The sequence below is a fragment of the Pedobacter sp. MC2016-15 genome (assembly GCF_026239695.1).
In the GTDB taxonomy this organism is placed as follows: domain Bacteria; phylum Bacteroidota; class Bacteroidia; order Sphingobacteriales; family Sphingobacteriaceae; genus Pedobacter.
Map to the genome: position 1 here is coordinate 542,127 of NZ_JAPIVS010000001.1, position 25,456 is coordinate 567,582.

22 protein-coding genes are annotated in these 25,456 nt (G+C 47.8%); 14 read left to right on the top strand and 8 right to left on the bottom strand.

The annotated features are described in order from the left end of the window. Positions 1-99 precede the first annotated feature (99 nt). The 7 genes from nirB to OQY15_RS02515 are packed head-to-tail and all read left to right on the top strand — an operon-like array spanning position 100 to position 10,346. A complete protein-coding gene (nirB, locus tag OQY15_RS02485; RefSeq protein ID WP_265787283.1) occupies positions 100-2,625 on the top strand; it encodes a nitrite reductase large subunit NirB in 2,526 nt (841 codons plus the stop codon). A gap of 31 nt (positions 2,626-2,656) precedes the next feature. Continuing rightward, a complete protein-coding gene (gene nirD, locus OQY15_RS02490) occupies positions 2,657-3,007 on the top strand; it encodes a nitrite reductase small subunit NirD (RefSeq protein WP_265787285.1) in 351 nt (116 codons plus the stop codon). Positions 3,008-3,033: 26 nt separating this feature from the next. Then, positions 3,034-3,450 (top strand): hypothetical protein, encoded by a 417-nt coding sequence (locus OQY15_RS02495; RefSeq protein WP_265787291.1) that lies wholly within the window; start codon positions 3,034-3,036, stop codon positions 3,448-3,450. A 35-nt stretch (positions 3,451-3,485) separates the two neighbouring features. Beyond that, complete coding sequence (locus OQY15_RS02500) at positions 3,486-4,841, top strand: MFS transporter (protein ID WP_265787319.1); 1,356 nt, start codon at positions 3,486-3,488, stop codon at positions 4,839-4,841. Further along, on the top strand, positions 4,819-8,388 hold the full coding sequence (locus OQY15_RS02505; RefSeq protein WP_265787321.1) for a nitrate reductase: 3,570 nt from the start codon (positions 4,819-4,821) through the stop codon (positions 8,386-8,388). Before OQY15_RS02500 ends, OQY15_RS02505 begins: the two co-directional genes overlap by 23 nt. After that, positions 8,336-8,854 (top strand): nitrate reductase associated protein, encoded by a 519-nt coding sequence (locus OQY15_RS02510; protein ID WP_265787324.1) that lies wholly within the window; start codon positions 8,336-8,338, stop codon positions 8,852-8,854. Before OQY15_RS02505 ends, OQY15_RS02510 begins: the two co-directional genes overlap by 53 nt. A 10-nt stretch (positions 8,855-8,864) precedes the next feature. Next, positions 8,865-10,346 (top strand): rubredoxin, encoded by a 1,482-nt coding sequence (locus OQY15_RS02515; RefSeq protein WP_265787326.1) that lies wholly within the window; start codon positions 8,865-8,867, stop codon positions 10,344-10,346. On the opposite strand, the gene OQY15_RS02520 is transcribed toward OQY15_RS02515, so the two are convergent. Genes OQY15_RS02520 through OQY15_RS02530 form a run of 3 tightly spaced genes read right to left on the bottom strand, consistent with a single transcriptional unit; the run spans position 10,338 to position 12,317 of the window. After that, positions 10,338-10,910 (bottom strand): molybdenum cofactor guanylyltransferase, encoded by a 573-nt coding sequence (locus OQY15_RS02520; RefSeq protein WP_265787328.1) that lies wholly within the window; start codon positions 10,908-10,910, stop codon positions 10,338-10,340. The two genes, OQY15_RS02515 and OQY15_RS02520, sit on opposite strands and share 9 nt — an antisense overlap. A 2-nt stretch (positions 10,911-10,912) precedes the next feature. Beyond that, a complete protein-coding gene (locus OQY15_RS02525; protein WP_265787330.1) occupies positions 10,913-11,590 on the bottom strand; it encodes a Crp/Fnr family transcriptional regulator in 678 nt (225 codons plus the stop codon). A 40-nt stretch (positions 11,591-11,630) separates the two neighbouring features. After that, positions 11,631-12,317, bottom strand: a complete 687-nt coding sequence (locus OQY15_RS02530) for a Crp/Fnr family transcriptional regulator (protein WP_265787332.1) — start codon at positions 12,315-12,317, stop codon at positions 11,631-11,633. Between the two features lie 119 nt (positions 12,318-12,436). On the opposite strand from OQY15_RS02530, the gene OQY15_RS02535 reads away from it, so the two are divergent. The 4 genes from OQY15_RS02535 to OQY15_RS02550 all read left to right on the top strand — a co-directional run bounded on the left by OQY15_RS02535 (position 12,437) and on the right by OQY15_RS02550 (position 16,526). Beyond that, on the top strand, positions 12,437-13,714 hold the full coding sequence (locus OQY15_RS02535; protein WP_265787334.1) for a chloride channel protein: 1,278 nt from the start codon (positions 12,437-12,439) through the stop codon (positions 13,712-13,714). A gap of 18 nt (positions 13,715-13,732) precedes the next feature. After that, positions 13,733-14,635: an AraC family transcriptional regulator gene (locus tag OQY15_RS02540; protein WP_265787336.1), complete on the top strand. Its 903-nt coding sequence runs from the start codon at positions 13,733-13,735 to the stop codon at positions 14,633-14,635. 77 nt (positions 14,636-14,712) lie between these two features. Continuing rightward, complete coding sequence (locus tag OQY15_RS02545; protein WP_265787338.1) at positions 14,713-15,612, top strand: oxidoreductase; 900 nt, start codon at positions 14,713-14,715, stop codon at positions 15,610-15,612. Positions 15,613-15,770: 158 nt separating this feature from the next. Beyond that, positions 15,771-16,526 carry an SDR family oxidoreductase gene (locus tag OQY15_RS02550; protein WP_265787340.1) on the top strand — a complete coding sequence of 252 codons (756 nt, stop codon included), beginning with the start codon at positions 15,771-15,773 and terminating at the stop codon, positions 16,524-16,526. A 42-nt stretch (positions 16,527-16,568) separates the two neighbouring features. Here OQY15_RS02550 and OQY15_RS02555 read toward each other — a convergent pair whose 3' ends face one another. Continuing rightward, positions 16,569-17,726: an alpha-hydroxy acid oxidase gene (locus OQY15_RS02555; RefSeq protein WP_265787341.1), complete on the bottom strand. Its 1,158-nt coding sequence runs from the start codon at positions 17,724-17,726 to the stop codon at positions 16,569-16,571. A gap of 109 nt (positions 17,727-17,835) precedes the next feature. Here OQY15_RS02555 and OQY15_RS02560 point away from each other — a divergent pair, with 109 nt between their 5' ends. After that, the gene (locus OQY15_RS02560; RefSeq protein WP_265787348.1) at positions 17,836-18,714 is read left to right on the top strand and encodes a helix-turn-helix transcriptional regulator; all 879 of its coding nucleotides are present in this window, start codon (positions 17,836-17,838) and stop codon (positions 18,712-18,714) included. Between the two features lie 19 nt (positions 18,715-18,733). Further along, positions 18,734-19,951, top strand: a complete 1,218-nt coding sequence (locus tag OQY15_RS02565; protein WP_265787354.1) for an MFS transporter — start codon at positions 18,734-18,736, stop codon at positions 19,949-19,951. A 9-nt stretch (positions 19,952-19,960) separates the two neighbouring features. Here the strand turns inward: OQY15_RS02565 and OQY15_RS02570 are convergent, their stop codons facing one another. From OQY15_RS02570 to OQY15_RS02580, 3 genes are all read right to left on the bottom strand, one after another. Next, complete coding sequence (locus tag OQY15_RS02570; protein ID WP_265787356.1) at positions 19,961-20,548, bottom strand: YceI family protein; 588 nt, start codon at positions 20,546-20,548, stop codon at positions 19,961-19,963. Between the two features lie 95 nt (positions 20,549-20,643). Continuing rightward, entirely contained in the window at positions 20,644-21,834 is a 1,191-nt protein-coding gene (locus OQY15_RS02575; protein ID WP_265787358.1) for a crosslink repair DNA glycosylase YcaQ family protein, read from the bottom strand. Between the two features lie 25 nt (positions 21,835-21,859). After that, entirely contained in the window at positions 21,860-22,726 is an 867-nt protein-coding gene (locus tag OQY15_RS02580) for an SDR family oxidoreductase (protein WP_265787361.1), read from the bottom strand. Between the two features lie 119 nt (positions 22,727-22,845). Here OQY15_RS02580 and OQY15_RS02585 point away from each other — a divergent pair, with 119 nt between their 5' ends. Next, on the top strand, positions 22,846-23,169 hold the full coding sequence (locus OQY15_RS02585; protein ID WP_265787363.1) for a helix-turn-helix domain-containing protein: 324 nt from the start codon (positions 22,846-22,848) through the stop codon (positions 23,167-23,169). Between the two features lie 14 nt (positions 23,170-23,183). Here the strand turns inward: OQY15_RS02585 and OQY15_RS02590 are convergent, their stop codons facing one another. Beyond that, positions 23,184-25,451, bottom strand: coding sequence for a GH92 family glycosyl hydrolase (locus OQY15_RS02590; protein WP_265787365.1), 2,268 nt, complete (start codon positions 25,449-25,451; stop codon positions 23,184-23,186). Positions 25,452-25,456 lie beyond the last annotated feature (5 nt).

Consider the following 25,456-nt stretch of genomic DNA (forward strand, 5'->3'; position numbering starts at 1 on the left):
TTAACCTCAAATATTTATGATATATCAGATAAAATATCTTTCATACACCAATTTCAACAAGCAAAAACCTAAAATCATACACTAAAAACTCCTATTTTTATGAAACAACCAAAAGTCATCGTAATTGGAAATGGAATGGTAGGATACAAATTCTGTGAAAAACTCAGAGCAAAATCCCAGGCATTTGATATTTTAGTTTTTGGTGAAGAGCCCCGGAGGGCTTACGATCGTGTTCATCTCAGCGAATACTTTTCCGGTAAAACTGCCGAAGACCTGTCCCTCTCTACCGAAACATGGTATGAAGAACAAAATATTACCTTACTGCTGGCTAACCCGGTAATAAATATAGACAGGGAGATTAAAGTAGTATATGCCGCCGATGGAATGGAATACTCCTACGATGTGCTGGTCTTCGCTACAGGCTCAGGGGCTTTTGTGCCAAGCATTCCCGGTATTGAGAAAGAAGGTGTTTTTGTGTACCGCACGCTGGAAGACCTCGACCTGATCAGTTCATATGCACAAAAGTCTGCCACAGCAGCAGTAATCGGTGGCGGCTTGCTGGGACTCGAAGCCGCAAAGGCGCTGATAGATCTCGGAATTGAAAACACGAGTATCGTAGAGTTTGCCCCACGCCTGATGCCAAGGCAGATTGATGCTGCCGGCAGCGACATGCTCCAATCTAAACTGACAGCACTCGGACTGCAGATCCACCTGAATAAAAACACGAGTAGCATTGAGGGAGAGGGAGCAATCGGTGCCCTGGCCTTTAGTGACGGTACATCGCTGCCGGTAGATATGCTGGTGATTTCTGCCGGGATAAAACCACGCGATGAACTGGCAAAAGCCTGCGGCATTGAAACCGGGCCGAGAGGCGGAATCCTGGTCGACCAAAACATGCAGACCAATGATGCTTCTGTATTCGCCATTGGCGAATGTGCCTTATATGATGGGATGATCTACGGATTGATCGCACCGGGCTACGAGATGGCCGAAGTACTCGCATCCAACCTGTGCGCAATGAGCAAAACCTTTACAGGCTTTGACATGAGCACCAAACTCAAACTCATCGGTATTGATGTCGCAAGTTTTGGAGACAACTTTATCTCTGAGCCAGACTGCCGCACGATCATCTTCGAGAATAAACACAAAGGCATCTATAAACGCATCAACATCAGCAACGACGGGCAGTATCTCTTAGGAGGCGTACTGATTGGCGACGCTGCAGATTACAACATGTTGCTGCAAACCGCCAACAACAAGATGGTACTCTCGGAAAATCCCGAAGAACTCATCCTGGGTAGTCGCGGGGAAAAAGATGGTGCAGCTTCAGGAACAGGCATTACCGCCTTACCGGATGCGGCATTGATTTGCAGCTGCGAAGGAATCAGCAAAGGCGATATCTGCGCGGCAGTAGCCGATGGCAGCTGCGAAAACCTCGATGATATCAAAAAATGTACAAAAGCGGGTACGGGATGTGGTGGATGCGTACCCATGATCAAAGACCTGGTCACTTACACCTTGAAATCTCAGGGGAAATATGTCAAAAACGTCATCTGTGAACACTTCAACTACAGCAGACAGGAGCTTTTCGACCTGATCCACATCCATCAGCTGAAAAGTTATGATGAAGTACTCGATGCATTTGGGAAAAATGACGGATGTGAAGTCTGCAAACCCCTGGTTTCCTCACTGCTCGCCAGTCTCTGGAACGAGATGATCCTTAAAAAAGGTAATGATGTGGCGCAGGACAGCAACGACCGCTTCCTGGCCAACATTCAAAAGGGGGGCTCCTATTCGGTTGTACCACGCATCCCGGGAGGAGAAATTACGCCCGACAAACTGATTGTGATCGGCGAAGTCGCTAAAAAATATAACCTCTACACCAAGATAACGGGCGGTCAGCGTATTGATATGTTTGGTGCACATCTCAACGATCTGCCTCTTATCTGGGAAGAGTTGATTGCAGCAGGCTTTGAAAGCGGACACGCCTACGGCAAGGGACTGAGGACGGTAAAAAGCTGCGTCGGCAGCACCTGGTGCAGGTTCGGGCTTCATGACAGCGTCAGCTTTGCCATCAGGATCGAAGAACGTTACAGAGGTATCCGCGCCCCTCATAAGTTTAAATCTGCCGTCAGCGGATGCATCCGTGAATGTGCCGAAGCACAAAGTAAGGATTTCGGGATCATCGCCACAGAAAAAGGATGGAACCTCTATGTCTGCGGCAACGGGGGCAGCAAACCTCAGCACGCCCTGCTGTTTGCCACAGATCTCGACAGCAAAACCTGCATCCGCTATATCGACAGGTTCCTGATGTTTTATATCCGCACTGCCGATCCGCTGACCAGAACAGCAACCTGGTTAAACAAGATGGAGGGCGGCATAGACTACCTGCGCAATGTGATCATCAACGATAGCCTCGGCATGGCCGCACAATGGGAATATGAGATTGAAAACCTGATCAGCGCCTACCAGTGCGAATGGAAAGAAGCTGTAGAAAATCCGGCCATCAGGAAGAGATTCTCTCATTTTGTAAATGCACCGGAAGAAAAAGACCCTACCATCGAATTTGTAGAAATGCGCGGGCAAAAGAAAACCGCTGACTGGACCATATCTAACCAAGTATAATCAACCCATTACCAACCTAAACTCAAACAAGATGACAGATACATTAACAACATGGTTAGAAGCTTGCCGGGTGGAAGACGCCGTAGAGAATGGCGGCGTATGCGTTAAAAACGGTGAAGAACAGATTGCGCTCTTCTATTTTACACGGAGAAACGAATGGTTTGCCACACAAAACGAGTGCCCTCACAAAAAACAAATGGCACTCAGCCGCGGCATGATCGGCTCAGCTACTGACGAACCTAAAGTAGCCTGCCCCTTTCATAAGAAGACCTTCTCCCTGCTTACCGGAGAATGTTTAACAGGTGATGAATGTGCGATAAAGACCTATCCCGTGAAAGTAGAAAACGGATTGGTATATATCGGTACAAGCCCAAATTATTAAGTTTTTAACCTCTCAAAAATTGACGCATGCAGTTACAGAAATCTGCGGCCATCATTGGCTGCCTGCTCCTTACAATGTGCTATTTTAACGTCCGGGCACAATCAAGTCCATCCGGCACACAAGCCAAAGCGGTCTTATTCGACGGCTACCTGGTTGCGGGATATGTTGATCATGGCGGATTTATCAACTGCACGGGCCCAAGCATCAAATTCAGCAGAAAACCCTATGCGGTGTTACTGGGACTACTGCCCAGCCTCAGGATCAAGGAAGACAAGGTTGCTCCCGGCGCCACAAAAAACAGCGCCTTTACCCCTAACCTGGGTTTTGGGATCACCGCAGCCTTCCATCATCTGGCCCTGCAGCTGCCCTTTTATTATAACGCTAAAACCGCGGTAAAAAACGGCAAATGGAATCCAGGAATTGGCCTGGGCTATAAATTTTAAATACCCCGGGATGTTTCACGCTTAAAACCAAGATCATGACAGCTACTTCTACTCCTCTTACCAAACTGAACATCTTCTCGCTTAAAGGCGTGCAGATGAAAACCTTCCATATCACCTGGCTCACCTTCTTTTTCTGCTTTTTCGCCTGGTTTGGCATGGCTCCCCTTATGAAAATCGCCAGGGAGCAGCTGCATTTAACAAAAGACCAGGTAGGCAACATCCAGATTGCTTCAGTTTCAGCAACGATTATCGCCAGGCTGCTCATTGGCAGGCTTGTGGATCAGTTTGGGCCCAAGCTCGTTTACACCTGGCTGCTGGTATTATGCGCCATCCCTGTGTTGCTGATCGGCACCAGCCAGTCCTACACCTCATTTTTACTGTTCAGACTCGCGATAGGTGTCATCGGCGCCTCTTTTGTCATTACACAATTCCATACTTCCATCATGTTTGCCCCGGTGATCAAAGGGACAGCCAACGCCACTGCCGGAGGTTTCGGCAATGCCGGCGGAGGAGCCGCAAATCTGTTTATGCCACTGATCGCCTCGGGTTTTACGGCTTTGGGATTCTGCAGTGCGGCCGACAGCTGGCGCTTTGCGATGATTGTACCGGGACTGATGTTGCTGCTCTGCGCGGTATTGTATTACAAGTATACCCTCGATACCCCGCGGGGTGATTTCAAAGACCTGCCGGACGAAGGACTGAAAACTAAACAAAACACTTTTCTGATCGCCGCAAAAGATTACCGCACCTGGATCTTAACGGTAGCCTATGCTGCATGTTTCGGCGTAGAAATTACGGTCGACAACTTTGCCCCCATCTTTTTTACGGATTCCTTTGGTGCTACAATAGCTGTAGCCGGAATGGTAGCCGGGATCTTTGGATGGATCAATGTCTTTGCCCGTCCACTGGGCGGTATCGTTGCAGATCAGATTGGTAAAAGCTACGGCTTCAATGGGAAGACGATGTTGCTGGCAATATTGCTGCTCATTGAAGGCGTCGGAATCATCTGGTTTGCAAAATCCGGCAGCATTGGCATGTGCATCTTCATGATGTTTGTTTTCGGCCTCAGCCTCAAGATGGCCAATGGAGCCACCTATAGCCTTGTTCCTTTTATCAATCCGCTTGCTGTAGGCAGCGTTGCGGGAATTGTTGGTGCCGGTGGTAATATCGGCGCCATGCTCATCGCCTTTATGTTTAAAGCGAAAGCTGTTCACGCCTCCAAAACGATCACGGAAAACGGGGCCACAGTAGCAAAAGACCTGATCGATTATACCGCTGCCTTTACCCTGCTGGGTTTTATCATCCTCGGGATTGGCATCGCAGTGTTGATCTTCAGAACAGTAATGGCACAAAAAAGAGTTGGAATAGATGAACTGGCCCTCAGCAACTAACACCAGCACAACCACGTGCTGCTATTGCGGGGTAGGCTGTGGCATTGTGGTCAGCAAAGACGCCCACGACAGAATCACTGTGGATGGCGATCAGAGCCACCCTGTCAACAAGGGCATGCTCTGCAGCAAAGGCATGAACCTGCATTACACGGCCAACGATAAAAGCGACCGCCTGCTGTATCCGCAGATGAGGTACAATAAACAGATGCCCCTGCAGCGCGTAAGCTGGGAAACTGCACTCGGCAGAACAGCCGCAGTTTTTAAAGCGCTGATTGCCAAACACGGACCAGACAGCGTCGCCTTTTATGCCAGCGGACAGTGTCTCACTGAGGAATATTATGTCGTAAACAAGCTGATGAAAGGTTTCATCGGTAGCAATAATATCGATACCAACAGCAGGCTTTGTATGAGCAGTGCGGTGGTAGGTTATAAAATGAGTCTCGGTGAGGATGTGGTGCCTGTCAGCTATGACGACATAGAGCTGGCCGACTGTATTTTTGTGGCGGGAGCGAATCCGGCATGGTGCCACCCTATATTATGGCGTCGGGTGGAAGCGGCAAAACAGCAAAATCCGGCGCTGAAAATTATTGTGAGCGACCCGCGTAAAACACAGAGCTGCGCCATCGCGGATGTCCACCTGCAGGTGAATCCCGGTACTGATATCACGCTGCACCATGCCATTGGCAGATGCCTGATACAGGATGGGAAAGTAGATGCTGCCTTTATTCGTCAGCATACCCAGGGATTTGAGGATTACCTGTCGGTAGTTTCAAAAACCACAGTCGCAGAGGCTGCAGCGATATGTGGCATCCGCGAAAGTGATATCCGGCTGGCAGCCTCCTACATCGGCAATGCCAGGGCTTTTGTCACGATGTGGACGATGGGACTCAACCAAAGTGCTGTGGGTACACATAAAAACCTGAGCCTGATCAACCTCAACCTCATCACCGGACAGATCGGGAAGCCCGGCAGCGGACCCTTTTCTTTAACCGGACAGCCCAACGCGATGGGTGGCCGGGAAGTCGGCGGACTGAGTAACCTGCTGCCCGCACACCGCATCCTGGCGAATGAGGCACATAGAAACGAGGTAGAACGCTTCTGGCAGATACCTCTGGGCAGTATTCAAGCAAAAGCAGGACTTACTGCTACAGAAATGTTCGATGAGCTCCAAAGTGGTAAACTGAAAGCCATCTGGATCTTGTGTACAAATCCGCTGATCAGTCTGCCCGATGTACGCAAGGCAGAGGAAGGTCTTAAAAATGCAAAGTTTGTGGTGGTTCAGGACATCAGCAATAAAGTGGAAACGCTGGCATATGCCGATGTGGTTTTACCCGCTGCCGCCTGGGCGGAAAAGGAAGGCACCATGACCAATGCCGGTCGCTATATCTCCTACCTCAGCAAAATTACCGATGCTCCGGGAGAAGCCCTGCCGGATGCGGAGATCATCTGCCGCTTTGCCCGAACAATGGGGTACACGGGTTTCGACTTCAAGGATGCTGCAGCCATTTATGATGAACACGCGGCGCTGACCGCAGGCACTCATATCGATATCAGCGGCCTGAGTCACCAGGTACTCAAAGAAAAACGGGGCTTGCAATGGCCCTACCCCAAAGAGGAGAAAGGTTTTGGTACGTCCAGGTTATTTACTGATCATCAGTTTTATACGCCCGACAAAAAAGCACATATCATCTCTTTTAGCGATGAAAACAAGTCGGAACCCTTAACAAAGGACCATCCGCTGATCCTGACTACAGGAAGAATTCGCGACCAGTGGCATACGAGAAGCAAGACCGGAAAAGTAAATAAGCTCAACCAGCACATCAGTGAATCTTTTCTGGAAATACACCCGCTCGATGCAGCAGCAAGAAGCATCAGGGAAAATGACCTGATTGAAATCATCAGTCTGCGTGGTAAGGTTCGCTTAAAGGCAAAAATCTCGCTGGATATCAAACCCGGGGTGGTATTTATGCCCATGCACTGGGGATTAATCATGAAGAGCGACCTCAACAGGGTAAATAACCTGACCAATAACCTGGTTGATCCGCTGAGCAAGGAACCTGATTTCAAGTTCAGTGCCGTTCAGGTGCAGCTGTATAAAAAAGCCCGGCAAAAGATCATCGTGATCGGCGCAGGCGCGGGTGCCTGTGGTTTTGTGAAAAGCTACCGCGAACTGAACACAGAAGATGACATAGAGATCTTCAATAAGGAAAATTTCCCCTTTTACAACCGGGTGCTGCTGCCCGACTATATTATAGGTACACTGCCCTGGCAGAATCTTATCAAAATGAGCGACAGCGAAGAAAAGGATTACCGGATCAAACTGCACCGTGGACTGGGAATAGACAAGATCGATAAGGAACACAAAACTGTTACCGACAGCGAGGGCAATACGCATCAGTATGACGTGCTGCTGCTCGCGACAGGAAGCCGGCCTTTTCTATTAAAAGATATCCCTGCCATGAAGGGCATCTTTACCATGCGCAGCCGCAGGGACGCCGACAGCTTTAAAGCACATGCAGAAAATACCAGCGGCAGGATCGTCATTGTGGGTGGCGGACTGCTGGGTATAGAACTGGCGACATCCATGACAGAGACAGGATTTAAAGTGACGATCATCCAGCGGATTTCGCGAATGATGGGCCGTCAGCTGGACGACCTGGGTAGTCAGCTGCTGCACGAAGAGCTGATCAGCAAGGGCATAGAGATTTTCTATAACGACGAGGTCGACCGTATTATCGGCGAGCAGTCTGTCTCTGGAATACGATTAAAAAGTGGTTTAACGATCGATTGTGAATCGCTGGTGATCGCAATCGGTACGGTACCCAATACCGAACTCATCAGGGATGCGGGTATCCATTGTAAAAGAGGGGTTGTGGTGGATGAATACCTGCGTACCAGCGAAAAAGACATCTATGCGATTGGCGAAATCGCGGAGTTTTACGGACAGCTCTACGGGATCACGGCAGCAGCAGAACAGCAGGCAGAGATTGTTGCGCGTTACCTCTGTGGTGATATCGCCAAATATTACCAGGGCAGCCTGATGATGAATATCCTCAAAATGCACAGCCTGGATCTCTGCTCACTCGGCCTTGCAGAAATACCCGGCGATGATCCTACCTATGAAGAGATCATCTTTATCGACAAGGCCAAACGCTATTACAAAAAGTGCATCGTGCACAACGACAGACTTGTAGGCGCCATTCTGATAGGCGATAAATCTGAGTTCCTGGAGTTCCGGAACCTGATTGAGAACAAGGTAGAACTGAGCGACAAAAGGTTACAGCTGCTCAGAAGCGGAAAAACTACAGAACCGCTGATCGGCAGAACGGTCTGCAGCTGCAATAACGTGGGCGAAGGTAACCTGATCAATAAAATTAAGGAAGGCTGTAAGGATCATCTGCAGCTCTGCCAGCTGAGTGGCGCGGGAATGGGATGCGGAAGCTGCCGCCCCGAAGTAAAGGCCATTCTGGATTCATATCATTTAATAAAGGAACATGAAACAATCACAAGCCACTCCGTCGGAGTTCAGGAGCCTCAAGGGAATTGAGTACTTCGATTTTGAAGAAGATTTTATGGAAGACAACATCCGCTGCATCCCTATGGTGGTGCGCTTTAAAATGGATGCTGCGGGCATCAAGTTAAAACTCGCAGAATGGTGCAGGTTTCAACCTTCAGAAAGGGTTCAGCTTGCGTTGTTGCCCGCAGACAGCGCTACAGAGCTAAAAACTTATCACCAGTTTCTCAGCGGACTGATCCTGAAGCATACCGGCAACCAGGCTACGCTGCTCAGTATTGACCCGCAGCCGGGATGGCAAAACCTGCATCAGGTACCGGCAATGATCAGGGAGAAATCAGCGGAACTGCAGCTGGACATTTCTGTTCCGCAGTGGCAAAACCTGAGCGACATCCAGCGCTTTGCGCTGCTCAAATTATGCCGACCAGGGCACGAAAACGAGAATTTCCCCAAAGCAGCAGCAGAATTTGGCTTGCTGCAGATGCAAACTTATGCTTAAGTAAAGACTTATGTACACGACGATCATCATCAACTTTCATGGAGGGATCATCTCACCGGGCAACCTGTTTGACATTCTCGTAGCTGCCTCCAAAGCAAGGATACAGTTTGTACGATTTGGACTGCGGCAGCAGTTATTTTTTGATACCACGAGTTATAACCTGGCGTTGTGTACGGATGAACTCGACCGGATTGGGATCGCTTACGAGGTGGACACAGAGCACTATCCCAACATCATCAGCTCCTATCCTGCCGAAGAGATCTTTATCCGGAACACCTGGCTTACAGGGGGAGTATACAAAGATGTGCTGGATGCGATCAACTTCAAGCCTTCATTAAAAGTGAACATCTGCGATAGCGACCAGAGCTTTACGCCCCTGTTAACGGGCAATATCAACTGGATCGCATCCGCTGATGCAGAGCACTACTGGCACCTGATTATCAGGTTCCCAAAAACCAATATTACTTTTGAGTGGACTGAACTGTGTTATACCAATCATATTGCGCGGATAACCCGGGATATCGAGTCCATTATTCAGGAAAATGCCGACAGGTTCATCGATAACCCGGAGGCCAGTGGCGAAGAGCTTTTTCAGCTCCTGAACAGAGAGAACCTGATCCTGAAACCGGCAGCAAAAAAAGTATCCCTTTCCTCCTTTAATATGCCTTATTATGAAGGATTAAACCGTTACAATAACAAATACTGGCTGGGTATCTACAGACGTGATGAACAATTCAGCACTGCGTTCCTCAGGAAATTGTGCCAGCTCTGCCTGCTGACGAAAGTCGGCCAGATCTGCTGCACCCCCTGGAAGACGATCATTATCAAGGGTATCGATGAAAATCACAAAGGCCTCTGGATGGCTTTGCTTGAGGAGTTCCAGTTGAACATGAGACACGCGGCAAATGAGCTTAATTTCCAGGTAGAAGACAATTGCATCGAGGGTCTCCAGCTCAAAAACAGGCTGGTCAAACATCTGAGTATTGATGATACCAGAACAGCCGGCATATGTTTCGGCATCAAGACCAGAAGAAAGAGCGAAATTTTTAGCAGTATCCTTATTCGTAAACGCTATCTGATCAATTTTATGGGCCTCAGGTTATTTGCTGTCTATGATATCCTGTGTGCAAAGGATTTCAATCCCAATGAACGTACCGGTGAGGTATTCAGCAGCGGCAACCCGGGCATTATTCTGCCAGAACAACTCAGGCGTGCCGTAATTAAGTTTTACAAGTACCGCTCAAACTCAATCAAACTTGACCAGCAGCAGCAGGTGCCAGCCCCTGAAGAAAAGCTTAAAAAAGAAACCGTATTTTTCTACCAGTGCAGAAGTTGCCTGACAGTGTACGACGAGCGCATGGGCGACGAAGAAAACAAGATCATTGCAGGAACGAGTTTTACCGCGCTGCCGGATAGTTACTGCTGTCCGCTTTGCGAAAGCAATAAGTCAGCTTTCGTAAGAATCAGTCAGTCAGAACTGCAGTTAATCTGAAAGGAGGTCTCCGGGAGCATTAAAGTTACCAAAAAAGCCTGCATCAGCGGCTGAAACAGGAATTTCAAGGACCTTCAGCCTGCTCAGCACATACTTCATGCTGTGTTTGAGCAACTGCTCTTCAGCCAGTATTTGCAATGCACCGGATCTGTAAATCCCGCAAAGCGGTTCCTTCTGCCCCTCCCTGTTAAATATACAGGCATCAAAGCTACTATTCAGTTCACTGGCTTTACAAAGACTGCTCAGCAACCGTATATCCATCAACACCATATCACAGGCCAGCACCAGCAAATCTTCAGCCGGCGCAGCCAGATGCGCAGATAGCAGACCCAAAAATGGACCTTTGATACTGAGCGATGGATGATCTGCAATTAATTGATCTGTGCTAAAAAAATCAGCGTAGGACTGATATTGCCCGGCATTCACAGAGATCTTTACCGGAATATCGAGTTGTCCCAGTTTTTCTGCGGCAATTTCTGCCCACAGCCTTCCCTGGTATGTCAGCAGGCCTTTGTCGCTGCCCATCCTCAGGCTTTGTCCTCCAGCTAAAACTACGCCCAGCATATTTATTTACTCCCTAAGTCCAGCAGTCCCGCTTCATCCCTGATGCCGATCATCTTCCCTTTCAAGATGATCAGGCCTTCTGCAACCAGCTCATTCATAGTTCTGAACACGGTTTCGTAAGTTGCTCCGGTAAAGGCGGCAAGATCCTGCCTGCTCAGGTCCAGATTAAGAAAACCCTCTTCAGTAAGGCCAAACTGATCCCTCAGTCCCAGGATAGCCACTGCCAGCCTGCCCTTCACAGACATCAGCGCAAGGTTTCTCATTTTTTTCTCAGAAGCATGCAGTTCATCGGCATAAAAAAGCAGGAGGCCATAGGCAAATTCACTGTTTACTTTTATCGTAGTTTTAAAAAACTCAATATCCACATAACAGAGATTTGTAGTCTCCAGCGCTGTGGCAGATATCGGGAAGGTCGGCGTCGTAATACCGCGGTGCCCAAATATGGCCCCGTCGTTTGCAAAACGCAGGATCAGTTCCTTGTCCCCCCATTGTTTGTGTACCTTCACATTTCCTGATGTCACAAAATAAACACCAGTGACAGGGTCACCTTCCTTGATGATCACCTCTCCTTTTTTCGCTGTAAAATTTTTCTTGTGACCTGCTATCGCCGGATGCCATTCATTGAGGGACAGCCGGCACATAAAACACGTTCCCAGATCACAGGGGCTACCTTTCTTCATTCCTTATCGTATACTTTCGAACAAAAATATAATAATCTGCTTAGGAAGCAGCTACTAATTCAAGAAAAGCAGCCTCATTTTTAATTCCTATCGTTTTTCCGGAGAGTTCAATCACCCCATCTGACAAAAGATCATTGATTGTACGAAATAAAGATTCATAAGACGCACCTGTATAGGCCGCAAGATCCTGACGACTCAATTCTATATCAATAAAACCATCATTTCTTTCACCAAATTGCTTTTTAAGTGCAAATAATGCCTGCGCTAACCTGCCTTTTACACTCATATGTGCCAGATTGCTCATTCTTTTTTCAGAATCCTGTAGTTCTCCGGCAAAAAACCGCATCAGCCGGATGACAAACTGATTGTTGACATTCATCGTGCTTTCCAGGAAATCCATACTGATAAAACAGACTACAGCATCTTCGATCGCTGTGGATGATACCGGATAATAACCGGAGCCACCAAGTCCCAGATGCCCAAGGACATCACCCCGTTTGGCAAAACGGATAATTAATTCCTTCTCCTCATCCCATTTCTTATGCACTTTTACTTTGCCGCTGTATACAAAATATATTCCCTCTACCGCATCCCCCTCTTTAAACACCTGCTGACCGCGCTTAATCTTTATATTTTTCCTACTGCTTTCAATTGCCTGCTTCCAGTCGGGCAGACAAGAATGGCATAAAAAACAGGTTTTCAGGTCGCACTTATTTGTTTTACTCATCCTCAATTATCATGTTTTATATTACACATGCAATACAATATTAACATTTTATAATTTATTTATGCTAATTATATTACCTTTGCAATACATTAAAGAATACCCAATACCTCTTCATCGTCATGAAATATTCCCGTTCCAAGCAAATTTACAGATTACAACATACTGTAAAGAACCCTTTAAACTTTAACCCCTTTGTCTACAATAAAAATTTCCTCTTATGGACCATTCTTGGGATCATCGGTGGGATCATTGCCGGGGGCTACTGGATCGTGCTGGAACACACAACTGAATTTCTGACTATCGTTGAAGGGATTTACGTAATCCCCCTGATGGCTGTAGCGGGGCTGGCTGCCGGACTCATCATTCACAAACTGGGAGATCCCGGGGAGATCGATGTAATGGTGGATAACATCCATTTTAAAGGAGGCAGGCTGCAGCCAAAGAACAACCCCTCAATGATTTTATCCTCGCTCATCTGTATCTCTGTGGGCGGAAGTTTAGGTCCTGAGGCACCCCTGGTGCAGGTGGTAGGATCAACTGGTACATATATTGCACGCAAACTGGGCTACAAAGGGGAAGATATCCGTTCCATCACTATTGCCGGGATGGCCTCAGCTTTTACTGCTCTGTTTGGGGCGCCTCTGGGCGGAAGTTTGTTTGCGCTGGAGATCCTGGATCACAAACATGTCACGCGATATTACAAGGCTTTTATGCCTGCACTCGTAGCCAGCTGTGCCAGTTATCTCGTTTTTGTACTCATCACCCACCTGGAGATAGGTCCTACCTGGAACTTCCCCGAGGCACAGGACGCCAAACTCGGCGACATTTTTTATGCCGTAGCTTACTCCCTTGCAGGTGCAGCTACAGGCTGGTTGTTTATCCTGCTGGTCAGGAATTTCAAATGGGTATTCCGAAGAATTAAACTTCCCATCTACTACAAACTCACTATTGGGGGATTCATTCTTGGGATCATCGCCTTTTATATTCCGCTTACCCGTTATTTTGGTCACGGTCAGTTGACCGAAGTGCTGAGGGGCAGTTTCAGCATACAGTTCCTCTGCCTTTTACTGCTGATGAAACTGGTAGCGATAGCGGTCACTGCTACCTCCGGATGGCGCGGTGGATTTATCATCCCTCTGCTATTTGCCGGTACCGTACTGGGCCTGATTATCTACCAGCTGTTCCCCGGACAAAACTTAACGCTGATCACGGTCTGCTGCATGGCGGCATTAAATGCCAGTGTAACACGTACACCAGTGAGTATTATCATCTTACTGGGGGCAATGACAGGTTTTCATAACATCACGCCGATTATATTTGCCAGCTTAACAGGCTACTTCCTTGCACCCAAATCACCTTTAATCCGCTCGCAGATGGCGCTGGACAAAACGACTTGATTTTAGTACTTTTGTATCATGAAAGGTTTGATGAGGACAGAAGAGCTGTATAGCTCTCTTCAGGGAGAAATCTATGATAACATTATCCCGATAGGGCATTTTGATATGATCAAAGTGGAAGATCTCCCGGTTGAACAAGGTAAGGCAGCAGAATACCTGCGCCGCTCCTATTATAAAGTGAGCCTGGTTAATGGGCACAGCAAAATCCATTATCCCGGACAAAGCTTTGAAATCAATGGTCCTGCCCTGGTCTTTACGCATCCGAATACCCCCTATAAATGGGAAAGAATCAGCAAGCAACAGCGGGGACATATCTGCGTTTTCACTGCCGGCTTCCTGAGTCCGCTGACTAAACCCGAAGATTTTTCGGTCTATCAGTCAGCGGATAAGAGTGTGATCCCGTTGAATGAAACCCTGTCACTGAAACTGGAACGCCTCTTTATGGAAATGAGCGAAGAATTGCGCGGCTCCTACCGCCAGAAGTATGAACTGCTACGTAATATGCTGACCGAAGTGTTCCATCAGGGACAAAAGAGCACCGCCATAGATGGAGAGCAACGGATAGGATCAAATGCCAATGAACGTCTCACGTATCAGTTTTTAGAATTGATGGAAGGTCAGTTCCCCATTGATAACAGCGCTCAAAAGATCATGCTGACTTCACCGGGAGCCTTTGCAGCGAAGCTTTTCGTACACGTAAATCATTTAAACAAAGCATTACATAAAGTTACCGGAAGCTCTACCTCCCAACTGATCAATCAGCGTTTATTACTGGAAGCAAAAAATCTGCTTAAAGGAACCCGCTGGACAATCAATGAGATCTCGGCTGCGCTGGGTTTTGATGAATCCAATCATTTCTCCACCTTCTTTAAACGCCAGGAAGGTATCAATCCTGCAAAATTCAGAAGCAATATTGATTGATTTTTAAACTTTTCTGATTGATTTCGGTATCAATTGTCCGGTAGACTTGAGGAACTTTGTACAAAGAAATCAATACTATGACATGGACAAAAGAAAACATACCGGATCTGAGTGGTAAGACTGCTTTGGTGACCGGTCCAAACAGTGGAATCGGATATGAGATTGCCTTGGCGCTATATCAGAAGGGAGCTTCCGTGACCGTTGCCGGAAGAGACCCGCTGAGGGTTAATGACGCCATCAAAGAAATGAGCCATGCTGGTGGCACTGGAACACTTAGCGCAGGTATACTGGATCTTGCCAGTCTTCAGCAGATCCGGGAATTTGCAGAACAGTTCAAAAAGGAACATGACCAGCTGCATTTGCTCATCAATAATGCCGGCGTGATGACACCTCCTGAAAGTAGAACTGAAGATGGATTTGAATTACAGTTCGGCGTCAACTTCCTGGGGCATTTTGCGCTGACGGGATATCTGTATCCATTGCTGAAAGCCAGTCCTGTCGCGCGGGTAATGAACCATAGCAGCGGCGCACATTCATGGGCAGCGGGTGTCGACTTTGATAACCTGCATGCTGAACATTCCTACGATGCTTCCCGTGAATATGGCATCAGCAAATTGGCCAATCTCCAGTTTACCGCTGAACTGCAGCGTCGTGCCCAGCGTGCAGGTGATGATATACTGGCTTCCGGAGCCAATCCCGGGGTGACGGAAAGCCGCCTGGCGAGATACATGAGCCCTGAAGAATTTCAGGCCGGCATCGACAAGTACGGACAGCTGAAACCCGCATGGCAGGGAGCTATACCAGCATTATATGCTGCAACTGCTGCTGATGTAAAGGGTATGGATTATTACGAGCCCGGCAAAGGTATAAATGAATACAGTGTAAAGGCAGAAATGAGCGCTGCTGCAAATGATGCAGTGCAGGCGGCAAAACTCTGGGCCTATGCAGAACAGGTAACCGGCATCAGCTATCCATAAGCGTTAGACATCATGATATATCGCGGTCTGCAGCGAATATTGGCGATATAGAGCATTACAGACATGGGGTATAAGACAACATCATACTGAATTACAGTTAATTACACTATCGGCACGTGAATTGAAAACGCGTCATCAAACCCATTAACTTAAACATTATGAAAATTGTTGTAATCGGCGGTACCGGCCTCATCGGTAGTCAGCTAGTAAAAAGCCTGAGCAAGCTCGGCCATGAAGTGATTGCTGCATCTCCAAGCTCAGGAGTAAATTCCATCACCGGCGAAGGATTGGCAGCCGCATTTGAAGATGCAGATGCTGTGGTAGATGTATCAAATTCTCCTTCATTTGAGGAGAAAGCAGTAATGGAGTTCTTTACGACTTCAGAAGGCAATATTATTGCTGCAGCCAAAGCTGCAGGAATTGCGCATGTGGTGGCTTTGTCTATCGTGGGTATCGACCGAGATGGGGCAAATCCGTACTTCCTGGCCAAGCTTGCACAGGAGCAACTCATCCGGGAGTCGGGCATCCCCTATTCTCTGCTGCGTGCCACTCAGTTTTTTGAGTTTGTACCGGCCATTGCACAATCGGGAGGTGCCGGTGAAGAAGTGTATTTATCACCTGCCCTGTTCCAGCCACTGGCATCAGCAGATGTCGTAGCAGCATTGGTTAATCTCGTTACCGCAGCACCTTTAAACGATATCGTTGAAGTGGCAGGGCCTGAAAAGATTGGTCTAGACGAAATTGTAAGAAAGTATTTCAGCTCAAAAAAAGAGCAGCGTACAGTGGTTTCAGATAGCAGTGCCGGTTATTTTGGCGCGCCTGTTGATGATCAGACACTGGTTCCGGATCAGCAGCCTATCCTGGGGCAGTACCATTATGATGAATGGATCAGCATCCCCGGAAATCTGAGATAAACAAGAAGGGCATTGCAGAATTTGCAATGCCCTTCTTGTTTATTACTTGATCAGCGTGCCTGGCAGACTGGCAATCGTCTCGCAGCAAAGCTGCTCCATGGCCTGTTTAAACTGTGTTTTAAACAAACCTATAGTATGATCACCACCCCTCTTGCCTAGTGCAGAAACACCATACATGAAAGGTCTGCCCATAAATGTAAACTCTGCACCACTTGCAATAGCCCTCGCAATATCCGGTCCGGTGCGGATTCCGCCATCCATCATCACCGTGATTTTGTCTTTATATTTTCCCGACAGATTACCCAGCGATCTGATCGAAGATTCACCTGCATCGATCTGTCTTCCGCCATGGTTGGAAACGATAATTCCATCGGCGCCCAGGGCTATGGCCTTCTCCGTATCCTGATCGCTCACAATCCCCTTCAATACCAGTTTTCCTTTCCACTGGTCACGGATCGCCGCCACTTTGTTCATGTCTACACGTTTATCAAAGGAAGCATTCATAAACTGCCCCAGCTGCCCCATGTCCAGTCCCTTATCCATATACTTTTTTAGCGTAGCAAACTCAGGGATGCCATTCGCAAGCGTCTGGAATGACCAGGATGGTCTGATGGCCGACTGAAAAACATTTCTGATATTCATTTTTGGAGGCATGGATAAACCCGCCTTAATTTCGCGATAGCGGAAACCAAAGGAAGGAACATCTACCAGCACCACCAGCACCGGGCATTCCACATCTCTGAGGCGCTGCAGGATATCATCGCGCATTGCCGTTTTTGCCGGATGATACAGCTGGAACCAGAAGTTATTGGAAGTGACCTCCGCAATTCTTTCGATACTGCTTGTACCTACCGTGCTGAGGATGAAAGGTACATTGTGTCTTACAGCCGCTTTGGCGAGAATCTCGGAAGCGTTGGGCCACATCAGCCCCTGCAGACCTATCGGTGAGATCCCAAAAGGCGCATCATAACGATGGCCGAACAACTCGGCACTGGTATCCACACCCGCGTAATTCTGCAGGTACTGCGGCATCAGCTCCACATCATGGAAGTCCCTTTCATTTTTTGAAAGGTTCACTTCTTCATTGCATCCCCCTTCGAGGTAATCAAATGCAAATTTGGGAATACGTTTTTTTGCCTTTTTCTTAAGGTCGCCTATAGAGGGGTACCTTGTATCAAAATTTAGAAGATCAGTTGACATACAAATTTATTTTGGTATGATTGTAAAAGGTAAAGATCGTATTCCGCTTTATCCGCAGTTAGTATTAATCTTATCTTCAATGGTACTTTTCTTATCTTAGCTACCAAATATGATTCCTGTATACAGTATCAAGGATTTCTCGCCTTTTTATGCAAAAGAAAATCAGTTCGTGATTGTTCCCTTTGAGCAGTTAAACCGTCCTGTACCCTTCTTGTGGCCGCATAAACACAGCTTTTATGAACTGCTGTGGATCAGGAAAGGAAGCACAAGACATTTTGTAGACAACCAGGAGCTGGCATTGGGCCGCGATACGATTTACTTTATGTCGCCCGGACAAACACATCATTTTGAAGAGTACGGATCTGTGCAGGGCGATAGTATCATGTTCTCCGAGGATTTTTTTATCCTGAATTTTACCAACAAGGAAGCCATCCGCAAACTGTCTTTCCTGCACAACAGTTACAGAAACCCGGGGATAGTGCTGGATGAACAGAGCAAGGAGACATTGGAACCCGTGCTGAAGTTGCTGTACCAGGAGTTTGCCAGGCCTGATTTTTCAAAGATGGTCATCAGTTCATTGCTCTACGTTTTCTTTGAAGTCCTGCAGCGCAAGTATTATGACCAGCAGACACAAATTACGGCCATTGGAGCGCATGTGATGGTGTTCGACAAATTCAGGGCGCTGGTAGAAAGGCATTTCAGCACAGAACACCAGGTATCATTTTATGCTGCAGCGCTCTGCATCACCCCGCACTACCTCAATGAGGCAGTGAAGAAAGCCGCCGGCAAGACTGCCAGTGAATTTATCAAAGAGAGGATCATTCTCGAAGCCAAGCGAATGCTGGTACAGAGCCATATCCCCGTAGGACGGATTGCCGATGAGCTGGGATTTCAGGACTTCTCGTACTTCTCACGCCATTTTAAAAAACACAATGCGCTCAGTCCGGAGCAATACAGAAAGGTCATGATGGAAAAACATCACCTGTAAAACCAAAACATTTACCGATATGAGAGCCGACACCCCTTTTAATACCCTTATCCCGATCCGCGCTACACAGGCCATATTTTTTGTCTGTGGCCTTGGCATCTCCAGCTGGGCACTGATGGTACCTTTTGCCAAGGAACGACTGGCACTGAACGATGCCAGCCTGGGGCTGATCCTGCTTTTACTCGGTGGCGGTGCTATCGCGATGATGCCTGTCACAGGATTTCTGATCTACAGGTTTGGCAGCAGGATTGTGATTCTGATTGCCGCAATTGTAGTGGCGCTGACGCTTCCCCTGCTGCTGGTCATGAGCACGGTAGTGTCACTGGGCCTGGTACTCTTCATCTTTGGGGCTGCTATCGGGACTATAGATGTGGCGATGAATGCACAGGGTGTACAGATCCAAAATCTACATGGCAAGCCCATCATGTCTTCCCTGCACGGCCTTTTCAGTGCCGGCGGACTCATTGGTTCCCTCGGTCTTGGCTTCCTGATCAAAATCGGTTTATCAGCAGTTGTAGGCGCGGTCAGCTTATCGGCGCTGCTCCTCTTGATCGTCCTGCTGCAATACCGTTCGCTGCTTACTGCCCGACATGAAAAGGAACTGATCCGGCAATTCCAGACAGAGACACAATCCGGGGAGACCAAAACCAGTGGAACACCATGGCTAAAGCGAAGCGTCCTTTATCTTGGGATCATGTGTTTTATCGTTTTTCTGTCTGAGGGGGCTATGCTCGACTGGAGTGCGGTTTTCCTGAAGGAAAACAGGGAGGTGGACGTGACGCTCGCCGGATTGGGCTATGCGGCTTTCTCTGTGGCCATGGCCGTGATGAGGTTACTAGGAGATAAACTGGTAGCGCGTCTGGACGGTAAAACTGTCGTGGTGTACGGAAGCCTGATTGCTGCCGCTGGTCTTTTTATCGCTGTGCTGACACCATGGCTGATCACTTCATTACTGGGGTTTATCCTGCTGGGTATCGGAGCGGCGAATATTGTCCCGGTGTTTTTTAGTGAAGGCGGGCGTCTGAAAAACGTATCTTCTACCGTGGCTATCCCGGCGATATCCACACTTGGTTATGCAGGTCAGCTGGCAGGTCCGGCAACACTGGGTTTTATCGCGGAGCATACTTCATTGCCTGCGGCGCTGGGCTTTGTAGGATTTCTGATGCTGCTGGTAGGAATTTCCTACAGTTTCAAAAAAAAGGCCCACTCTAATGAGCAGGCCTCTTCTATCCATTAAAGGAAAATATTATTGAGCAGCAACCAATTTTACACCGATCTCAAAGTTATCATCGATAGCTTTATCACCGATAGTATCAAAGAATGATTTTGAACCATATTTGATATCATATTTAGTACGGTCAACGATGATCTTTCCTGCAAGTGCAGAAACAGTACCGTCAGCATTTACCGTAACACTCGCAGGGAAGGTTAATGGTTTAGTGATACCTTTAAGCGTCAGGTTACCTGTAACCAGCAGTTTGGAACCCACTCCTGCAACTTTAGTGATTACAAATGTTGATGTAGGGAACTTTTCAGTACCAAAGAAATCATCAGCTTTAAGGTGACCTTCCAGTTTAGCGCTTCCGTCTGCATCTTTGATGGTCGTCATATCAATTACGAAAGAACCACCTTTAACACTTTTGCCATCTACACTCAGCGTACCTGATTTCAGGGAAACTGTTCCGTTATGTGCACCTGTAACCTTTTTGGCTGCCCAGGTAATGGTAGATTTGGCTGCATCAACTGTATAGGTAACAGGTTTAACAGCAGCTGTAAATGCTGAAAGACCAACAATAGCGATCAGCGCGAAAATTGAATTGACTTTTGATTTCATTATCTTAGATTTTATGTGATATAAAAATAGAAATAACATTGGTCAATTCTTATATCCCGGAAATAATTTTCTCCGGCAACAGCAGCGCTCCGGCTTTATTCAAAGGACTCTTTAATGAAGCTAAGGTATTCCTGATGATTGGAACGTGAGAATTTGATATCGCGGCAACCATTGAATTGTACAAAAGATTTTAAAGCCTCAATGATCTTTTCCAGCTGCTCCTCCCGGAGTTCAATTTCTTCAAAATGAAGATTATGCACGGTCAGAACCTTATTTTTCCTGTCAGCCTTGGCGTCCATCCTGGCCACAAAAACATCCCCCAGCAGCACAGGCAGAGAAAAATAACCATACTTTCTTTTCGGTGCCGGCACGAAACATTCAATCTGATAGTCGAAGTTGAAGAAGTCCTTCAGACGGTGCCGGAAAACATTGAGGATATCAAACGGGGATAAAATAAAGGCTTCCCCTGACAATTGGATATCCCCTGACTGATCTGCCATCATGTAAAACTCCGTTTTCAGTCCTTCCACATTCACCCTGCGCAGTTCTCCTTTAGCGAGCATCAGCTCCAGCTGCTTTTTCAGCAGATTTCCTTTTACCCTGCAGGCACGCCAGACCATCTCCTTCACTGAGGCAATGCCCAGTGCAGCAAGTGTACGTCGGATGATATACCCGGCGAACTCCTCCGGCGAGGGTACGCTATGGTCAGTATCCACGGGAATTAAGTTCAGCGGCAGGTCATACAGCTTCTGAAACTTCGGGCTACGGCTGATCATCAGTTCCCCTTCCAGGTACAGGCGTTCCAGCGCAACCTTTGCCGGCCGCCAGTCCCACCAGCCCGAGCTCGCCTCCAGCCTGTCATTGTCAAAGTCGCCCACCATCAGCGGCCCTTCACGTTCAATACGGTCGAGCACCTCCTTTTTTAACCTGATCTCTGCGGGCGACAGCTCCTTACCTTTTGCCGCAAAGCTTTCCTTTACCGGCAGTGAAAAGCGGAAATCAGTCATAGGCATAAAACCTGCATCAGAACTGAAATACTCAAAGATCTTTCCCTCCTCCGTCAGGTCTGCCAGCCATTGCGGCTGATAGTCCGGCACCCGTGCGGCAAACACATGGTGATGCGCCCGCTCTACCACATAGTTGGTATCCAGCTGTACAAAACCCAGGTGGTCAATGATCCTGTATACCGCCTCTGCTCCAAGCCCAAACTGTGCAGTGCTGGCCAGTCCCGCGGCATGCAGGATCATTTTACGTACCTCTTGCTTAGAAATCAGTAATGGTTCCATGGCAGCAAAGTAAGAAATATTTCAGTTAAGCACCGTAAATGCTTTTCAGGAACTCCTCCAGTCCCAGAGGTTTTCTGCCGAGTATCTTCGCCAGGTCACTGCGATTGGTATCAAACTGTCCTTCTTTGATTGCCTCACCGAATCCTGCGAAAAAGGCAGCATCACCTTCAGGTACACCAACCTTTACCAGCTGAGCAATGTACTCGTCTTTTGCCGGACTGTAATAGTTGACATCCTTTCCGGTAATAGATGAGATAAAGCCTGCAATGTCGCCGAATGAATAGGCAGTATCGGCAGTAATTGCATACTCCTGGTTTTCATGTCCGCTGGTTGTGAGCACCACTGCCGCAGCTTCAGCCATTTCTGAGCGCGCCACAAAGGGTGTTTTACCTTCACCTGCCGGGAAGAAGATCCCTGTTTCCAGAACATTCTGACCTGCAAACATCGGTACCAGATCAGCGTAAAGTGTATTGTCCAGCAAAGTATAGGCAACACCAGAAGCCCTGAGGTAATCTGCTGTATCGCTGTGGATCTGGCTAACCAATGGGATCGCAGAATCCCGGAAGTTTTCGATATCGATGCTCGTGTACAAAATATGTTTTACGCCATTCTCTTTGGCGGCATTGATCACGTTCTGGTGCTGCGTCAGTCTCTCATTCAGATCTGAAGAAGATACCAGCAGAAGTTTCTCTATCCCCTGCAGGGCAGCGCTTAAAGAACTCGTATTGTGGTAATCACCAACCCTGATTTGTATGCCTTTATCTTTAAGATCAGCAGCTTTGTTTTCATCTCTTACCAAAGCCGCAATCTCATTTGCTGCGATGCCCTTTGCTAAAAGTGTATTGATCGTATGTTGTCCGAAATGGCCTGTAGCGCCTGTTACTAAAATCATCTTTGTTCGTTTTAATATGAATAATTATCTTTGTTACTCAAAGAAACTAATAATAATATCAAAAAGTAACTTGTTACCTTTTCGTAACAGTGAAAATAGTAGTAACCTTTACGTGACTAATGGAGAAAAAATTTGATAATAACCCTTGTCCGGTGACGGCAACCATCGCACTGATCGGCGGAAGGTGGAAAACCATCATCCTCTATATCCTTTCCGACCATACCCGGCGCTTTGGTGAAATCGCTGCAAGGATGCCCGCTATTTCCAGGAAAGTACTGACGGAGCAGTTAAAGGAACTGGAAGCTGACGGACTGATCAGCAGGCAGCAATTTAAGGAAATCCCTCCGCGTGTAGAGTATTCCCTTACAGAACTGGGTCAGAGTCTTTCGCCAATACTGGATGAAATTGCTGCCTGGGGTAAAGAAAAAGTATTAAATGCGTAGCAGGAACACACCTGCTACTTTGCCGCCGTCAGTGAAAAAGGTTGATCCGCTTCAGCCAAACCGCGCTTAAGGGCCGGCTGATCTGACATCTGCAGATTCAGCGTCCCTCCTTTCATGATGTCAGCATGTGTAATATAATGGTGTGTAAACGCTTTTCCATTGAGCGTTGCTCTTTTGATATACACATTTTTGCTGCTGTTCAGGGGCGCCTTAATGATAAACTTCTTTCCGTTTTCCAGGTTCATGGTAACCTTCCTGAAAACCGGGCTTCCCAGTACGTACTGGTCTGTGCCAGGCGTAACGCTGTAAATGCCCATGGCACTCAGCACATACCAGGAACTGGTTTGTCCCTGATCTTCATCCCCCGGGTAGCCATTCTCCGTAGCATTGTACAATCTGCTCATGATCTCACGGGTATGGAACTGCGTTTTCCAGGCTTGTCCTGCATAAGTATACAGGTAGGCCATGTGCTGGGTCGGCTGGTTCCCATGGGCATACTGCCCCATATTGGCCATCACCATTTCTGTCATCTCATGGATCATCCCCCTGTAACTCCCCACGTTCACCCTGTTGGGCTCAGAAAACACCGAATCCAGCTTTGCAGTGAAGTTGGCATCGCCACCCATCAGGCGGATTAATCCTCTGATATCCTGAAAAACCGACCACTGCCAGTGCCATGCATTTCCTTCAGTAAAGGGGCCGCCCCACTCGGCGGGATCAAAATCCGGCGCCCATTTGCCGGCAGCATCCCTGCCACGCATAAAACGTGTTGAAGGATCATATACATTTTTATAGTTGTACATCGGACGCGAAAAAGTATCAGCATAGAGTGGCTTCCCCGTCATTTGCGCCAGCTGGTAGCCGCAGAAATCATCATAGGCATACTCCAGGGTTTTTGCCGTAGCTTCACGAAATTTCGGATAAGGCACATAACCCAGGGCATCGTATTCTTTCCAGCCATCACGGCCATTGGCAGGACCCCAGGGACCTTTGTTTTTTGCTTCATGCAGGTAAGCTTTCAGCGCAAGCTCAGGATCAAAAGTATGAATACCCTTTGCCCAGGCATCCGCGAGTAAGGAAATCGCATGGTTGCCGATCATACTGCCCGCCTCGCTGGGGAACGACCAGGAGGGCAGCCAGCTACATTGCTGATAGGCATCCAGCAGGGCATGCACATATCTGCCATGCATTTGCGGCTGTACAATGGTATTCAAAGGGAACTGGGCGCGGAAGGTATCCCAGAAGCCAGTATCGGTGAACATATATCCATCATGGATTTTGGCATCATAAGGGCTGAAATAATAAGGTTTGCCCCCTTTGCCCAACTCATAGAACTTCCTTGAAAACAGGCTGGCCCTGAAAAAGCAGGAGTAGAAAGTCGCTTTATCTGCTTCAGACCCACCTTCAACCAGCACTTTTCCGAGCGATTTGTTCCATACCCCGGCGGCTTTCGCTTTGGTATCTTCCAGCGTTTTATCCCTGCCCAGCTCCGTATCGAGATTGAGCATCGCCTGCTCATCACTGATATAAGATGAAGCAACTTTTACCTGCACCTTTGCGCCGGCAGCAAACTCCAGGTATGCCCCCTTGCCCTCTCCCTCAGCCGTCACTGCTAAATCCTGAACCGTATTTTTTCTGTTTTCCCAGGTTCCATAGGATTTAAAAGGCTGATCAAAAACCGCAACAAAGAAGTTCCTGAAGCCTTTTTTGAATCCTTCCCCGTTATGTACATAGCCGGTAATCTTACGTTCCTCAGGATAAATGTGTACACCGCTCATTCCAATATATCCATCGAGGACCAGAAAACTCTTCTTCCCCTCAGGATAGCTGAACCGCAGATGCGCACCCCGTTCTGAAGGAGAGATCTCCGTGCTGATCGCGTTTGCAAAACGAACCTTATAGTAGTTAGGTTTCGCTACCTCATCAGCATGACTGAAGCGGGCTTCACGCTCATTCTCATTGACAATCAGCCGCTCTGTCATCGGCATAAAGGAAAAAACCGCATAATCCCTGGTCCATGAACTGCACTGATGCGCCTGCTGAAAACCACGGATATGTTCTTTCTGGTACTGATATTTCCAGCCATCCCCATTCTTTCCCGTTTGCGGGCTCCAGGTATGCATGCCAAAAGGCAGGGCAATTGTAGGATAGGTATTGCCCCTGGTCAGTTCATGACTGGAGTTGGTCCCCTGCAGGGTGTTTACATAGCTGACCAGATCTTTCTGCTGGGCAAAAGCAGCAGTACTGTAGAGGAATAAAAAAATTGCAGACTTGAGTTTCATAAGCA

What these genes read in the sequence shown, in the direction of transcription:
- nirB (WP_265787283.1), top strand. Translation starts at nt 100, where the DNA reads ATGAAACAACCAAAAGTCATCGTAATTGGAAATGGAATGGTAGGATAC.
- nirD (WP_265787285.1), top strand. Translation starts at nt 2,657, where the DNA reads ATGACAGATACATTAACAACATGGTTAGAAGCTTGCCGGGTGGAAGAC.
- OQY15_RS02495 (WP_265787291.1), top strand. Translation starts at nt 3,034, where the DNA reads ATGCAGTTACAGAAATCTGCGGCCATCATTGGCTGCCTGCTCCTTACA.
- OQY15_RS02500 (WP_265787319.1), top strand. Translation starts at nt 3,486, where the DNA reads ATGACAGCTACTTCTACTCCTCTTACCAAACTGAACATCTTCTCGCTT.
- OQY15_RS02505 (WP_265787321.1), top strand. Translation starts at nt 4,819, where the DNA reads ATGAACTGGCCCTCAGCAACTAACACCAGCACAACCACGTGCTGCTAT.
- OQY15_RS02510 (WP_265787324.1), top strand. Translation starts at nt 8,336, where the DNA reads ATGAAACAATCACAAGCCACTCCGTCGGAGTTCAGGAGCCTCAAGGGA.
- OQY15_RS02515 (WP_265787326.1), top strand. Translation starts at nt 8,865, where the DNA reads ATGTACACGACGATCATCATCAACTTTCATGGAGGGATCATCTCACCG.
- OQY15_RS02520 (WP_265787328.1), bottom strand. Translation starts at nt 10,910, where the DNA reads ATGCTGGGCGTAGTTTTAGCTGGAGGACAAAGCCTGAGGATGGGCAGC.
- OQY15_RS02525 (WP_265787330.1), bottom strand. Translation starts at nt 11,590, where the DNA reads ATGAAGAAAGGTAGCCCCTGTGATCTGGGAACGTGTTTTATGTGCCGG.
- OQY15_RS02530 (WP_265787332.1), bottom strand. Translation starts at nt 12,317, where the DNA reads ATGAGTAAAACAAATAAGTGCGACCTGAAAACCTGTTTTTTATGCCAT.
- OQY15_RS02535 (WP_265787334.1), top strand. Translation starts at nt 12,437, where the DNA reads ATGAAATATTCCCGTTCCAAGCAAATTTACAGATTACAACATACTGTA.
- OQY15_RS02540 (WP_265787336.1), top strand. Translation starts at nt 13,733, where the DNA reads ATGAAAGGTTTGATGAGGACAGAAGAGCTGTATAGCTCTCTTCAGGGA.
- OQY15_RS02545 (WP_265787338.1), top strand. Translation starts at nt 14,713, where the DNA reads ATGACATGGACAAAAGAAAACATACCGGATCTGAGTGGTAAGACTGCT.
- OQY15_RS02550 (WP_265787340.1), top strand. Translation starts at nt 15,771, where the DNA reads ATGAAAATTGTTGTAATCGGCGGTACCGGCCTCATCGGTAGTCAGCTA.
- OQY15_RS02555 (WP_265787341.1), bottom strand. Translation starts at nt 17,726, where the DNA reads ATGTCAACTGATCTTCTAAATTTTGATACAAGGTACCCCTCTATAGGC.
- OQY15_RS02560 (WP_265787348.1), top strand. Translation starts at nt 17,836, where the DNA reads ATGATTCCTGTATACAGTATCAAGGATTTCTCGCCTTTTTATGCAAAA.
- OQY15_RS02565 (WP_265787354.1), top strand. Translation starts at nt 18,734, where the DNA reads ATGAGAGCCGACACCCCTTTTAATACCCTTATCCCGATCCGCGCTACA.
- OQY15_RS02570 (WP_265787356.1), bottom strand. Translation starts at nt 20,548, where the DNA reads ATGAAATCAAAAGTCAATTCAATTTTCGCGCTGATCGCTATTGTTGGT.
- OQY15_RS02575 (WP_265787358.1), bottom strand. Translation starts at nt 21,834, where the DNA reads ATGGAACCATTACTGATTTCTAAGCAAGAGGTACGTAAAATGATCCTG.
- OQY15_RS02580 (WP_265787361.1), bottom strand. Translation starts at nt 22,726, where the DNA reads ATGATTTTAGTAACAGGCGCTACAGGCCATTTCGGACAACATACGATC.
- OQY15_RS02585 (WP_265787363.1), top strand. Translation starts at nt 22,846, where the DNA reads ATGGAGAAAAAATTTGATAATAACCCTTGTCCGGTGACGGCAACCATC.
- OQY15_RS02590 (WP_265787365.1), bottom strand. Translation starts at nt 25,451, where the DNA reads ATGAAACTCAAGTCTGCAATTTTTTTATTCCTCTACAGTACTGCTGCT.